The sequence below is a fragment of the Companilactobacillus kimchiensis genome (genome assembly GCF_001438805.1).
Lineage (GTDB): Bacteria > Bacillota > Bacilli > Lactobacillales > Lactobacillaceae > Companilactobacillus > Companilactobacillus kimchiensis.
In genome coordinates, this window is record NZ_JQCF01000006.1 from 118,067 (window position 1) to 133,018 (window position 14,952).

Here is a 14,952-nt window from a genome sequence, read left to right on the forward strand (position 1 = left end):
TTCTAATTATACTAACTGTTATCAGATTAAGGATACTCTATTTTTTAAGTTTTTTTAAAAGAAAAATAAAACTCAAAATAATCAACCCAACTAATGAAATTATTTTACTAATTTTTTGAATAAATGTTGGATAATAATTTATCTGTACCGTACCTGTTCCATTGATTGTCACTTGTCCCAGACCATTATTCTTTTGATCCATTGTTAATCTAGATACCTGCCCTTTTGATTTCTTAGCAGAATATCCATAATAACCAATAATTGGCACGTCAACCTGAGCCGATTTAGCATTCTGAAAATCAAAACTGATTTGCGAACCTCTCTGTTTAAAATCGCTCAGTTTAGCTGTACCATTTTTTACTTGAGGCTTATGCGTCGCTTTATACAGAATATCCAAATCAGCATTCTTAGGTAAATATTCTTCGCCACTCCCGATACTATAAACATCCAGCCGATTAAATTCAGCATAGCTATCTTCCTCACGAGGATGGTTTTTGATTAAAGCTTGTTCCGAGCCCAAAGTAATTCCCAAAATAATAAATATTAATCCAATCTTCTTCCAATCAGCTTTAAACCAATCCAGAGCATCATAGGTTAAAAAAATTGCAAAGAGAATCGATACGATCATGTCAAAACGCCACGGAAACTGGATCATGTTTACTGGTGTTTTATCAAAATATTTCCAAGGAAAGATATCGGTCGTCATGAACAATAATAATTCCCCAATTATAGCAAAATCACGGACGGCCTTATTTTTAACCTTCCAAATAGTCAAAGGAATTAAGCCTGCTGTTATCAACATTACTAGGCCAATATTCCCGTTATATAAATCATTATTCATACTCCAATTAAAAAGATTCTGCCAACTCAAACCGGTTTGGGAAACATTAATTAGTGGCGCATAAGTCAATTTAAACTGGGTATGCCTTAGTTGCTCGATCATTGGCAAAAAATACGCCAGACTCAAAACTAATGACACCAAAATAGCATTTACTAAAGCCACGATTCGCTGTGGTTCTTTGATCAAATTAGCAATTCGTAAAATAACCACTAATCCAATAAATATAGCAATTAAAACTGGTGATAAAGCGTGCGAATAAATGACCGCAACCATGCCTAAAGCCAAATACACCCATTTTTTTTGATCTGCATAGAAAATCTCATAAACACCCAAAATAACAATTGGCAAAAAAACCATCGTTAATATTTCACCAACATCAAACCGCCGAACTAAGTCAAAAATCCGGTAAGTAGATAACGTGTAAAGAAAACTAAAAAACAAACTCTGGTTGTATCTGTGACTTACCTGATAATAGGCCCAAAATGAAATACTAAATGTACAGAAATTTAGTAAAACATAATACATTACAAAGGACTGAAAAACTGATAGGCCAGCCAATCTTAGGAATGCAGCCGGATATAACCACAAATTCGAATAAAAAATATTAGAAATATAACCGAAACCATCTAAGAATGACATATTCACAACCGGAAAAAAGACTCCTTGTTTAATTGAATCATACAGTCCTTCCATCCGCATCACATGAAATCGTCCATCATTACTCAAGGTTAAAAACGACCAGATATGTCCATCCAGTCCGGTTAAATAAATTGAAATAATACTAGTGAATAAAAATAGTAACGTTGTCAGTAGCAACTTATGTTGAACGAATATTTTTTTCATAGTTTTATGTCCTGATAGAAAAAGGGAACTCAAAGACATTGTCTTTAAGTTCCCTCAATATTTTTAATTAATTATTTGTTTTTAGTAAGTCATAGTCAATAATATTAACACTATTATCAATAATTTCTTTGGTATTAGCAAAAATCAACAACTGTGTCTTCGGATTAACTTTCAATGACATTCCTGTTGCATCCAGAAAATCCTTTGCTGAATCTTTGAAATAAATTTTTCCAATTACACTATCCAACTGTACTGAATAGTCTTGCAAATCCTCATCTGCATCAACCATAATCAAACGAAACTTAGTGATCAACGCACAATCGCCTTCACCTGAAAAGCGTCCAAAACCATCATCAAGATCCAAAAGAATTTTCTTTTTAGCATCAACATACTTTTGCAATTTAGCTTGTGCTTCGGCTGTTATTTCAATTCTCATGACAACGTCCTCAACTAATATTTGTATTTAGTGGTACTTCCCCAATCAAGTAAACTCACGATAAAGACCATGAAAATAATTGATATATAACTGAGAAGAATCCCATTCAATACATTATAAAGGACATCACGAATATTGTAGTCTATATTGCTCACAATTAAATCCTGCAAAGGATAGTAGGTTGCTCCTAATAAAATAGCTAGTAGAATCGAAGTACAAATACCAACGGTCCCTAAATGATGGAAAAACATCATTGTTGAACCGACTTTGATTCTTAATCTGATGGCTAATAATACAAAAATAACTCCAGCAACCACCATTGCTATCTTGATCAGCTTTTTAATGGTCTGAACCTGTTCAATCACTTGTTCGATCGGTCCCAAATCATTATCGACAATCTGATTCATGATATCCTCATTACTCTTGATTACCGTATCAATTTCACTATCGATATTCAAACCATATTGCTTAGCTTCTTTTTTTAATTTGGAACTGATCGTAGCCAAAATTGCACTACCGATCGTTAACTGTGAGTCATCGCTATAAACCTCATCCACAGACGTACTAATAATTTTTTTGACATCTTTATTAGTCAGATTAACTGCCGACAGATCAGACGAGGCAGAATAACTGTTAACTAATCGACCTAAACGTTGATTAGTATAATTTTTGATTAAAGTAACGTTAGTATCACTGCTCACAACTTTTTTGACATAGTTACTATTCAAGACAGTTGACAGAGTAATGCCTAAGAATACAATTACCATTAAACAAATTGACAATAAAATTAAAGTACAACCGTGTCGGTTATATGACAATGACTTACTCATAATTTCTAATTCTCCATAGCTAGTTTAGCAATCTCTTGTGGTGCATTAACGATCCATTCGGAGTCAGCGGCCTTTAATTCGGCATAATCTCCAAAACCATAAGTTACCCCAATGGCCTTTAAGTTGTTCTTATGTGCCCCCACAATATCACTGCTACGATCCCCAACCATAACAAGATTCTTTGTATCTAAATCAACTGAAGTTTTTTCAATTCCATAGGAAATAACGTCTTCCTTAAGTGAACGAACTGATTCATCTTCAGCAGCGCCAAATACATGTCTAACATATTGTTTCATATCTAATTGATCAATAATCTTTTTCGCAAAAACTTCCGGTTTTGAAGTCGCTACAAAAATTTCTTTATCTGCCTTTTTCAATGACTCCATCATATCATAGACACCATCAAAGACTGTGTACTCTTCCCAGCCCTCATCTTGATAGTATTCACGAAAAGCATTTATACTTTGATTAATATATGGATCATCAAGCTCCACGTGATCATACTTGTGCAGTGATGCCCCAATTGTTGGTCCGATGAAAGTATGTAGTGTCGCATCGTCATGCGGAATATAACCCAAAGTGTGTTCATACATATACTTCAAACTCTTCATGATTCCTGTTTCAGAATTAATAATTGTTCCATCCAAATCAAAAAATAAATTGTTCAAATTAAATTCATCCTTTTATGTTAAATTTAGTTATGTAAAGAGTATATAGCATTCAAAAGAAAATAACTAACAGTCGTAGGTAGAGTATGGTAAAAATCAAAAGACCTGAAAAATATACCAGTCTCGACGAAGGATTAACCGCACAACAAGTTGATTCTCAAGTACAACGCGGACTGACCAACATTCAAATCAAAAAATTATCACGTCCAATTCCCAAAATTTTAGCTGATAATTTATTCACATTATTTAACTTTCTAAACTTAGTCATCGCCATCTTGATCTTTTGGACGGGTTCCTATCGGAATCTATTCTTCTTAGGACCAGTCATAGCTAATATTATTATTGGTAGCTATCAAGAAATTCGTGCCAAAATCACAGTTGATAAAATAAGCTTAGTCAACGCTCAGAACTTTACTGTAACCCGAAATGGTCAAGAAGTCGAAGTTGGCATTGCTGATTTGGTCGAAGATGACATAGTGTCTATCAAACGTGGTGATACGATTCCCGCTGATGGCATAGTTCGTTATTCTAACGGTTTACAAACTAACGAATCTAGTATCACAGGTGAAGCTAATACTATCGGTAAAACCATTGATGATGAGGTCTTCTCCGGCAGTTTTGCCATTGCTGGTCAAGCTAAGATTCAACTAACTCAAGTGGGTAAAGAAAGCTTTGTCTCCAAAATTTCTTCCGCAGTTGGAAAAGAAAAACGTTCCGTCAGTGTTTTGATGAAAATCATCAATAACATTATCAAGATTTTAACATACACTATTATTCCCATTGGTTTATTACTATTTTTCCGTTCCTTCCTAAAAAATGGCGATGTCGCCAAATCAATCCTAGGAACATCAGCCTCCGTGATTGGAATGATTCCTGAAGGTTTGGTTCTACTAACTTCAGTGGCTTTAGCAACTGGTGCTTATAATTTATCCAAACGTCGTATTTTAGTTCGTTCTTTAAGTGCTATTGAAACTCTGGCACGAGTTGATGTACTTTGTCTGGACAAAACTGGAACTATTACAACCGGTAAATTAACCGTCAAAAAGACACTTACTTATAGTGGCAACAGTGAAAAATTTGTTCAATCAATCGCTCAAAAAATTGTCGATGCTACCCAAGAAACCAATGCCACGGCTTTGGCTGTCAAAGCTTTAGGAATTGAGGCTCTAGATAAAAACGTTAAAGATGTCATTCCTTTCTCATCTGAAACCAAATATTCTGGTTTTATCGATTCTGATAATGTTCATTACATTATGGGAGCTCCCGAATTTATCATCAAGCATCCCACCGATGAAACAACTAAAACCATTCAAGATGCTGCTGAAAATGGTTTTAGAGTTATCGCCATTCTTCAAGAAGATCCTGAACAAATTCTTTTAGGATTGCTGATGATTTCTGATGAAGTTAGAAAACAGGCTCCTGACACCTTTAATTACCTCCGCAACCAAGGGATGGACCTCAAGATCATCTCTGGTGATAATCCTGTTACCGTGGCTAATGTAGCTGCTCAGGCTGGTATTTCTTCTGGTAAAGATTACGTTGATATGAATACTGTGGACGATACTGTTGACTATCACGAATTAGTTAAAGAATACAAAATTTTTGGCCGAGTTCGTCCAAGTCAAAAAGCTGACTTAATTAAAGCGATGCAAGAAAATGGTTTAACCGTCGGAATGACTGGGGATGGGGTCAACGATGTTTTAGCCATGCGCCAATCCGATTGTAGTATTGCTATTGCTGGCGAAAGTGATGCTGCTGAAGCTGCGGCCGATTTTGTATTATTAAATCGTAACTTTGATTCCATGATTTTCATGTTAAATGAGGGCAGACGAGTTATTAATAACGTTGAACGAGTTGCTTCACTATTCTTGATCAAAACAATTTATTCAGTCGTTTTATCAATCCTCTTCATCATCCTAGGTACTGGTTACCCATTCCAACCTTCACAATTAACACCAATCAATGCTTTGACTGTGGGAATCCCCACCTTTATCTTGGCATTGGAACCAAATTACACGCCCCCAGCTGGACGTTTCATGCGTAACGTTATGGAGATTGCTTTACCAGCTGCCATCTGTAACATCTTACTAATTATGACCATTTCTATTTTGGGAAATCATTTCAATTTCAACTACGAAACCACTTCAACTTTATCCGTCTTTGCCATTGGCTTAATTGGATTCTGTGCATTGATTTCAATCAGTAATCCATTGATTGGCCGGAAAAAAATTATGATTGGAGTGGCAATCGCTTTATCAATCGTTTCCTTTATTTTTGGTGAAAATACCTTTGGACTACAAAATATTTTGAATTGGAATTACACTTACATCTATGTGGCTTTAACTTTAATTGCTTGGCCTTTGTTCATGTTTATGCGTGAAGTCTTAGGACGTCGGGTTTTCTCAAGAATAAATTGGAAATAAAAAATTACTTTTTAAATATATTGCCGATAAAAGGCCCTACCAATTAGCTTAAATTGGTAGGGCCTTTTAATATTATTTGAAATAAATTTAATGTCATCAAGTTATTTTTGATTAACAACCTGATATATAGAAACACTAACCGATACCTTCCACTTTAACCACTCATGATTAAGAATCAAAATATCACGGCAGACATAGGTTCTTTTTTATCGATAAATTCTTCTCAAAACTACGATACTGACTAAGGCTATTACGACTGTGATCAGGGCAATCATGATATTACTTATTTTCAACATATTCAAAGCAAACACCGCAATGAAGACGATTGTCCCTACAATTAATCCCTGTGTACTATTATCCATAACTTCCCCCACTTATTGATTAAGACGCATTATTAATGCTACCACGTAAATAAATAGGCCTAAGACAATGGCATAAATAATACTTTTCATAATTGCATTCATAGGTATTAACGAAACCAACACGACGATAATTGCTGCTATAATAGCAACCCCAACAAGTCTTATAATTTCTTTCATAATTATCATTTCCTTTGAAATTAACTAGAAAAATACACTGACATCGTTAAGAAAATCAGTGTATTTGTAAAACTATTTAGTCAAATCAACATCACTGGCTTTGACCCATCCATCAGTTGATACACGATACATTAGTGAACCTCTGATTTCAGCACTACGGTCAGTATACCAAGGTGTATTAGTATCTAGAGCCACGTTAGCTAACAATTGGCCTCTAGAATTATAAACAGGAGTTACATTAGTACCTCTAGTTGTAACGATACTTTGTAATGGTGTGTATTTGTAAACATCACTGGCTTTAACATATTCATTCGTAGCAACACGATAGTATTCAGAACCCTTGATTGTTTGAGTCTTATCAACGATCCAACTTGAACCTTCAGTTAGAACAACATCATTGTTCAATTTACCATTGGCGTCATAAATCTTAATATAACCATTTTGTGGATAACCGGCAACAATATTATCAACTGTTTGGTTAGACTTCTTGACATAAACTGTCTTAGTTGCTGTATCAGACTTGTCAATTGTGTAAGTCATATCATCAGCACTAACAAAGGCATAGTTATCAGGTGATTTGAGGGTTACATCTGAACCATCAGCACCCTTACCTGATTGTGTACCAACTTCTTTACCAGTATCCTGGTCAACATATGAAATGCTGTATGGAGTGTCAGCAGCTGTGACATATTTAGTTACGCTTTGGTTGTTCTTGAGAAGAACGAAACCATGGTCAAGAATTGTTGAGAAGGCATAACCATCTGGAGCAGTTAAACCAATATAATCGCCTAGATTACCTTCACTCTTAACTTCTGATCCAACTACTTTACCAGTATCTTTATCCCTAAAGGTTACTGTGTATGAGAGATTACCTACAGTAGTCTTGATTGGTGTTACATAAACGTCTTTCGTTGGTTGATCAGCATTTAATGTTTGTACTAAGTCTGACACATTTGCGAGCTTGTATCCGGTAGGAATACTTAAAATCTTTGGATCCCCATTTGCCCCCTTCAATTCCTCAGGTGCGTTTAAAGATTTCCCTGTTACAGTACTGAAGTAATTAACAGTCGTATCAGCAGTTGTGCTTGCAGAATATGTTTGACTTAGGTTATTTGTAGTTGTGCTTGCATCAATAGTCTTGGCTGTTGGGGTAGATTTTAATGTTACTCCAACCTTTGTTGCAGCTGCTTCAACAGTTTCTGGTGAAATAGTAATTATTCCATCATCACTTATCCCATCTGCCTTATTAATGGAGGTTCCAATTGTATTATCTCCATCTTTAAAAATAATTGTATAGCTTGGCGTTGCATCTGATGTATTTGGTTCTATAGTTCGCCCTGTCGTTGTATATGTAATTGCTTTAGAATTCAATGAATCATTAATAGTGTTCCCTTTGGAATCAATTGCTGTGGCACTATAATCTACAGTATTATTTTCTTTATCATAGTTTGACATTGTAATTAAGTATCTATGATTATCTTGAATATAAACCTGTTGTTGATTTGTAACGTTATCACCACTTTGGAATGTCATTTGTTTATTAACATTGTCCCAATTTGGTTCTTGATAAACATTAACTGTTCTATTAGCAAAAATTCCTCTTGCATATGAATCCCTTGGAGTAAATTGAACGGTTGATGTAGCATTCGCTGATGAATAATTATTTTTATCAACATCGATCGATGTTGCATTCGAAGTACCATTAGCATCTGTTTTGTTAGTAGTATTAACTTTTAAACCATTCGTACTAATTGCTGCAGCATCAATTGCATCAGTATTTCCAGCCTTAACATTTAAATACTGAGCATTTGCACCGGCACCAAAAGTCAATGTTGGCATTGCATAGTTATAATGTACATTAACGATTTTTGTAACACCATTCAACGTATAACTAACCTTGTCAGTAAAACCATGGTCATCAGGTGTAACAACTTTCATTGGTACTAATTGACTGCTACTATCAACAACATTTAGTTCACTTTGTAATGTTTCATTAAAGCTTGAACTTGATTGTTCACCAAAAATTGGTTCAACATTCATATCAGATTCATTTGCCATGTCAGAGAATTGAGTTTGAGAATTCACCTTATTAGCAGTTAAACTTGAATTTAATAAATCATTAATAACTTGAATAGCATTGTTAAATCCACTCTTATTAACATTGATTGCATTATTACTTGCAGCTTGAGCAACTGAAGTATTTGCCCCTAAAATAGCACTTGATAGCAAGATACCAGTCAGAGCCATCATTTTAAATTTTTTCATATATACATATCTCCCTGATAAAAATAATATACATCTACATACCTTTAGGATATCAGTTATGCAAAAAAAAAGAAGGCATTAACCATTCAAAATGTCTTCTTTTTTCATTATTTTTAAATATATTTTAACCTTTTATGTCATTCAGGAATCTATCCCCGTTTACGATGTCTCATAAAAATTGTGTGGTCTCTTTCCATGCCACCTAAATATATAACTGAAAGAATAACGACGGCAAACAGTGCCAAAATAGCATTGGGTAAATTCAAGAAATATAACACAATTGCTATCAAAACTAATGCTAATATCGATACTCTCAGCGTTACTTTGGGTACTTTATCTTTCATAATAGTTGCCTCTTTGCTTTGAGATTTTACTACATTATGAAAGCATTTATTAAATCACGCAATTCTGACGCTTATAAATTTTATAATTTTTCACCATTTGATTCGATGACTTTTTTATACCAGTAGAAACTCTTCTTTGGTGTTCGACTGAAGTCACCTTGTTCATCATCATCACGATCAACATAAACGAATCCATAACGTTTAGCCATTTGACCAGTTCCAGCCGAAACTAAATCAATACAACCCCAAGGTGTGTAACCAATCAGATCAACGCCATCCTTGATAGCTTCTTTCATCTGTTCGATATGACCTTTAAGATAGTCGATTCGATAATCGTCATTAACCGATCCATCCGCTTCCATTGTATCACGGGCACCCAAGCCATTCTCAACGACCATGACGGGAATTCCGTAACGTCCGTAAACATCATTTAGATACCAACGAAGACCTTTAGGGTCCATACTCCAACCCCATTCACTGTAATCTAAGTAAGGATTTTTCACACCCATCGAGAAGTTGCCAGCGGCTTCAGCTTTTTCTGGATTAGCGGTCACAGTGTTTGATGAATAATAACTGAAACTATAATAATCAACTGTACCTTCTTTTAAAATCTCAGCATCTTCAGAGGTCATTTCCAATTTAACATGGTGTTCATCCCAGAAACGTTGAGCAAAGTGTGGATAAGCTCCACGAACTTGCACATCACCACAGTAATAGTTGTTGATTTCATTTGCTAATTGAGCTTTCAAAACATCATCTGGATTAGATGTTAGTGGGTAATTGACATTACCGGCAATCATACAGCCAATCATATTATCAGAATTGATTTGGTGACCAATTTTAACAGCCAAGGCACTAGCAACAAATTGATAATGTAGACCTTGAAGATTATTTTGAATATCTTCATCCGTCATCTTGCCATTGAATGGTGCAGCACCATCTTTAACCGGTAAACCGAGTGACATATAGCCACCAAACAACATTCCAATATTGATTTCATTAAAAGTTAGCCAATATTTGACAAGATCTTTATATTCAGTAAATAAAGTTTGAGCATATTTTACATAAAAATCGATAACTTTCCGATTACCCCAGCCACCATAGGCCTCAGTTAAATGATAAGGCATTTCGTAATGTGAAATCGTAACGAGTGGTTCGATCCCGTACTTGTGACATTCTTCAAAAACATTTCGATAAAAATCTAAACCTTTTTGATTAGGTTTGGCATCGTCACCGTTGGGAAAAATTCTTGTCCACGCAACTGACAAACGATAAGTTTTATAACCCATTTCAGCTAATAATTTAATATCTTCCTTGTAATGATGATAAAAATCACTACCTTGATGTGATGGATAATACGTATCTGGTTGGACCTCTTTGGTAAAAGTTCTTGCAGTTTCATAAGTTCCACCCTTCAAAAGATCTGCCGTACTGACACCTTTGCCATCAACATCCCAGGCACCCTCATATTGATTAGCAGCAGTGGCACCGCCCCACAAAAAGTTCTTTGGAAATACAGTCATATTAAATTACTCCTTCTTTTTAACTAATAGTTATATGGTAACGCTTTCTTGAAAATTAAACTAAATTTTTTATAAGGCAGTAATAAATGTAACTAGGCCTAAAACAATTCCTGGTAGATTGGCGATAACCACCGGCCAATCTTTTTTCTGTTTTAAAAGACCATATGATACCCAGAGAATACTGTTCAAAGCAGCACACAGTGGCTGTAAAGGATTTCCTTTAACCCCAGTAACATTGTTCATGATCTGTGGAATATATGATACATACATCAGGATCGAAAAAATAGTTGCTAATCGGCTGATATAAAATAGGCCATTTTTGTTTAACTTGGTAGTTTTAGTTTCTTCCATTTTTGTATTCCTCAATATTTCAAATTACTTGATTCTAAGTAGCGTCCATTAGTCGAAATAACACGTTGATACCAATAAAACGATTCTTTTTTACTACGACGCAGTGTGCCTTTGCCATTATCATCAAGATCGACGTAAATCATACCGTATCTTTTTGACATCTCACCTGTTGAGGCACTGACCAAATCGATGCAACCCCAGGGAGTATAACCGATTACCTTAGCACCGTCATTAATGGCCTCACCAATAGCTTTGATATGTGAACGTAAATAGTCAATTCGATATTCATCATATATTTTTCCGTTAGCTTCAACTTTATCCTTAGCACCCAGACCATTCTCTACGACAAAAATCGGTTTTTGATAGCGATCATATAACTCATCTAAAGCGATTCTTAAACCAGTTGGATCAATCTGCCAGTCCCAGTCACTAACTTCTAAGAAAGGATTTTTAACTCCTCCCATAAGATTTCCAGCCACAGTTTGATCAGTAATTCCGGTTGTCTCTACGGCAGTCGACATATAGTAACTGATTGATACGAAATCTACGGGATAAGTCTTCAATAGTGCCAAATCCTCTGCTGTTATATCTAAATCATTTTTAGTGAGACCATATTTACTTAACAATCTATCTGTATAAGCTGGATATTGTCCTCTAACTTGAACATCCCCACAGAAATAATTAAAATCCTGATTATTTTGCAAATTAGCTAATTGATTTTTAGGGTCAGAATTATAAGCATAGGAAGTCGCATACAGGATCATACAACCTACTTCAATACTAGGGTCAAAGTCATGAGCAATTTTAACAGCTTTAGAACTAGCAACGAATTGATTATGCCAAGCCTGAAAAACATTCTGTTTATTATTTCCACCATTACTAGGTACTAACCCTTGACCCATAATAGGATGTTGTGAAGCTGAATTAATTTCATTAAAAGTTAAAAAATAATGTACCTTGTGACCGAATCGTTCAATCACAACCTTAACGAACCGTTCAAAGAAACTAATTAGTTGCCGATTTTTCCAGCCACCATATTCTTTCGCTAACACTAAAGGCATTTCATAATGTGACAAAGTAATAACTGGTTTTATATTGTATTTTAAACATTCATCAATTACCTTGTCATAAAATTTTAAACCCTTTTCGTTAGGTTCTTTTTCATCCCCTCTAGGAAAAATTCGACTCCAAGAGATTGAAAAACGATAAACCTTGAACCCCATTTCAGCAAATAGCGCAATATCTTCTTTATAGTGGTGATAATGGTCAATTCCCAAGTGGTTAGGATATTTATATTTACTAGCATCGATGGTCCAATCGAAATCATCTGCTTGAGTTATTTCAAATCTTTTTTTGCCACCAGGAAGAGCATCAGCAATCGATAGACCTCGACCATCCTCGTTGTAACCACCTTCCAGTTGATTAGCAGCAGTTGCTCCTCCCCATAAGAAATCTTTGGGAAATATAGTTTCCTCATTTATCATATCGACACTTCTCCAATAGTTCCCAATTGTTTCGATGCAATTGTATTTTTCTCAAATTTATAAATTGACCCCAGTAAGTTGGCTTCATTATGAAATGTTGATCCAACAATTTGTGGTTTAGTTAATGTCTTATCAACAAAAGTATTAGTTGCTCGTAATTTCTCGAAAGCTGAATTAATTTCTGTTGCAACGATATTTTGACGAGAAATACCACCGCCAATTACATAACTATCGACATCCAAAACAGTTTGCATATTATGAATCATTAAGGCGATATCATTACAAAAAATTTCAAATTGTTGCCAAGCATATTCATCATGTTCTTTGATTAATTCGAACACTGCTGGTCCATCATTGATATCACTTAAACCATAATGTTTAGCAATATTTTGAATTAAACCAACGGCTGAACATTTACCACCCATCAATTCATCTTTGCCAAATTTGCCATAACTCATAAAACTGACTTCACCAGCTTGTTCGTGACTTCCATAGATCAATTCTCGATTCAAAACGATTCCTGAACCGATGGCTGTTCCCAAAACTAACATCACAGCATTATTAGTTTCTTTTAACGTTCCTTGCCATAATTCCGCCAATGTAGCTGCTTTAGCATCATTTTCTACTGATACTGGCATATCACCTAATATTTCACTAAATGAGACTCCATCTAAAAATGGTAACGATCCTCCAAAACTGATACTTTGATCACGTCGGTTTATTTTCCCTGGGACACTAATTCCAACGCCGGATATTTGTTTTTTAAACTTATCAACAATCTCTTTAAAACGTTTCAGAAATAACTCTTTTGAATCCTGAATAGTTGGTTCAGAATATTCTTTCAATAATTGCCCCTGATTATTTATCAGAGCGTATTTTAATTTAGTTCCACCGATATCAAAAGCTAAATAAGTTTTCATTTTTATATCTCCTATTAACTATTAATATGTCTTTATTATCCTAAATTTGATAAAATCAATTTGTTAAATATCACTTTTTTTTGTTAAATAATGTTTATTAATTGAAAGGGTTTCCTATGGATATTAAAAAAATCATTAGTTACTTCTATCAAGCCACCAGCTTATCGATTTTTGTTTTTGACAATAATAAATCAACCATTCTAATCAATAAGAAAGCTATCATGCCTAGTCTGCCTGAAAAATTAAAAAGTAAGCTATTAGCAGAGATTACCGATAAAATTGCCATCTCCACTTTTTCTAGAATTGGTTCCATCGCTACGTTTAATTTTCAAGGGAACAATTTCATTGTTTGGACAACCACTGCTGCTATCAGCGGCAACGGTAACTACGAAGATAAAATTGCTTTAACTGACTTTAATACTTTCAAATCACAATTGAGTTTGCTTTATATGGCTCTATCTCAAAATGAACCCAACTTTGCCAATAACGAAATTGACTTAACTGACTATGACATTCTCGATCGTTCCAATCAGCAATCGGCCTTTTTGAACGAACATAAACCCTCACATAATGGTTATTTGGCTGAACAACAAATGCTTCTAGGCGTTGAACATGGTAATTTGTTGGAATTTAATAATAATTACGTCAATTTCATGGATCAAGGTAATTTTGGAATTTTAGCTTCATCAGATTTACGAAGTAAGAAAAATATCACCGTTGCCGCCACAACCCTTTTTACCAGAGCAGCCATTCGCGGCGGTATGTTTGCTGAAAGTGCCTATGATCTAAGTGACGAATGTATTAAGAAAACTGAACTACGTCGCGATATCACTAATATCTATGAATACACCCGAACCATCGGCGAAAGATTTGTTAAAAATGTTGCCCAAGTCAAACGTCAAAATATTCCTTCAATCATTTACCAAGCCCAAGAATATATTTATGATAATTTAGCCACGGTTAAAAATACTGAAGAGATATCGGCCGCCATTGGTTGCAGCAAATCATATTTAATGCATCTTTTTAAAGAAACAACTGGCGTCAGCGTCCTGAATTTTTTAACCGCTCAACGTATTTTATCGGCTAAGCAATTACTACTCTTCACACAATTACCAATCAGCGAAATAGCTACTTCAATTGGTTATTCAGATCAATCACAGTTATCAAGGACCTTTAAAAGTGTTACTGGCTTATCACCATTACAATTCCGAAAAAATCAGCATATATAAAAAATAGTTGGGAGTACAAATATTGATAAGTTCAATAACCAATTTGGCTCCTTACTCAAGTTAGGCCAAAGCGAGAACGTACTTAACTTCCCGTCTTCCGCAAAAATCGGGAATAGGCTGGAACGCTGGGGGCATCGTTTGAAGTCAACTCAGGTTCATCGAGCCTTTTTCTAAATTGGCTAAGTGCGCCAATTTAGAAAAATCTCCCGGCTGAGCCTATTCCTGATTTTTACTCCAGACTAAATCCTACGATTAT

Annotated in this window: 14 protein-coding genes; 2 read left to right on the forward strand and 12 right to left on the reverse strand. The window is 35.0% G+C overall.

What is annotated here, in order from left to right:
* Positions 1–37: 37 nt before the first annotated feature.
* The 4 genes from IV57_RS04925 to IV57_RS04940 all read right to left on the reverse strand — a co-directional run bounded on the left by IV57_RS04925 (position 38) and on the right by IV57_RS04940 (position 3,618).
* A complete protein-coding gene (locus tag IV57_RS04925) occupies positions 38–1,684 on the reverse strand; it encodes a glycosyltransferase family protein (protein ID WP_157051903.1) in 1,647 nt (548 codons plus the stop codon).
* Positions 1,685–1,751: 67 nt separating this feature from the next.
* Positions 1,752–2,120, reverse strand: a complete 369-nt coding sequence (locus IV57_RS04930) for an iron-sulfur cluster biosynthesis family protein (RefSeq protein WP_057880393.1) — start codon at positions 2,118–2,120, stop codon at positions 1,752–1,754.
* A 14-nt stretch (positions 2,121–2,134) separates the two neighbouring features.
* Positions 2,135–2,950 carry a hypothetical protein gene (locus IV57_RS04935; RefSeq protein ID WP_057880394.1) on the reverse strand — a complete coding sequence of 272 codons (816 nt, stop codon included), beginning with the start codon at positions 2,948–2,950 and terminating at the stop codon, positions 2,135–2,137.
* A gap of 5 nt (positions 2,951–2,955) precedes the next feature.
* Positions 2,956–3,618 carry an HAD hydrolase-like protein gene (locus IV57_RS04940; protein WP_057880395.1) on the reverse strand — a complete coding sequence of 221 codons (663 nt, stop codon included), beginning with the start codon at positions 3,616–3,618 and terminating at the stop codon, positions 2,956–2,958.
* Positions 3,619–3,704: 86 nt separating this feature from the next.
* Here IV57_RS04940 and IV57_RS04945 point away from each other — a divergent pair, with 86 nt between their 5' ends.
* Complete coding sequence (locus tag IV57_RS04945) at positions 3,705–6,041, forward strand: HAD-IC family P-type ATPase (RefSeq protein WP_057880396.1); 2,337 nt, start codon at positions 3,705–3,707, stop codon at positions 6,039–6,041.
* A 206-nt stretch (positions 6,042–6,247) separates the two neighbouring features.
* On the opposite strand, the gene IV57_RS13135 is transcribed toward IV57_RS04945, so the two are convergent.
* The 8 genes from IV57_RS13135 to IV57_RS04975 all read right to left on the reverse strand — a co-directional run bounded on the left by IV57_RS13135 (position 6,248) and on the right by IV57_RS04975 (position 13,467).
* Positions 6,248–6,403: a hypothetical protein gene (locus tag IV57_RS13135; RefSeq protein WP_157051904.1), complete on the reverse strand. Its 156-nt coding sequence runs from the start codon at positions 6,401–6,403 to the stop codon at positions 6,248–6,250.
* Between the two features lie 12 nt (positions 6,404–6,415).
* On the reverse strand, positions 6,416–6,580 hold the full coding sequence (locus IV57_RS13140; RefSeq protein WP_157051905.1) for a hypothetical protein: 165 nt from the start codon (positions 6,578–6,580) through the stop codon (positions 6,416–6,418).
* 72 nt (positions 6,581–6,652) lie between these two features.
* Complete coding sequence (locus tag IV57_RS04950) at positions 6,653–8,845, reverse strand: SLAP domain-containing protein (protein ID WP_057880397.1); 2,193 nt, start codon at positions 8,843–8,845, stop codon at positions 6,653–6,655.
* Positions 8,846–8,994: 149 nt separating this feature from the next.
* Positions 8,995–9,189, reverse strand: coding sequence for a hypothetical protein (locus tag IV57_RS04955; protein ID WP_057880398.1), 195 nt, complete (start codon positions 9,187–9,189; stop codon positions 8,995–8,997).
* An 80-nt stretch (positions 9,190–9,269) separates the two neighbouring features.
* Positions 9,270–10,712 (reverse strand): glycoside hydrolase family 1 protein, encoded by a 1,443-nt coding sequence (locus tag IV57_RS04960; RefSeq protein WP_057880399.1) that lies wholly within the window; start codon positions 10,710–10,712, stop codon positions 9,270–9,272.
* A gap of 69 nt (positions 10,713–10,781) precedes the next feature.
* Positions 10,782–11,063, reverse strand: coding sequence for a SemiSWEET family transporter (locus tag IV57_RS04965; RefSeq protein ID WP_057880400.1), 282 nt, complete (start codon positions 11,061–11,063; stop codon positions 10,782–10,784).
* An 11-nt stretch (positions 11,064–11,074) separates the two neighbouring features.
* Positions 11,075–12,547: a glycoside hydrolase family 1 protein gene (locus IV57_RS04970; RefSeq protein WP_057880401.1), complete on the reverse strand. Its 1,473-nt coding sequence runs from the start codon at positions 12,545–12,547 to the stop codon at positions 11,075–11,077.
* Complete coding sequence (locus tag IV57_RS04975) at positions 12,544–13,467, reverse strand: ROK family protein (protein WP_057880402.1); 924 nt, start codon at positions 13,465–13,467, stop codon at positions 12,544–12,546. The genes IV57_RS04970 and IV57_RS04975 overlap by 4 nt, the downstream gene beginning before the upstream one ends.
* Before the next feature lie 116 nt (positions 13,468–13,583).
* Here IV57_RS04975 and IV57_RS04980 point away from each other — a divergent pair, with 116 nt between their 5' ends.
* The gene (locus tag IV57_RS04980; protein WP_057880403.1) at positions 13,584–14,696 is read left to right on the forward strand and encodes a helix-turn-helix domain-containing protein; all 1,113 of its coding nucleotides are present in this window, start codon (positions 13,584–13,586) and stop codon (positions 14,694–14,696) included.
* Positions 14,697–14,952: the final 256 nt, after the last annotated feature.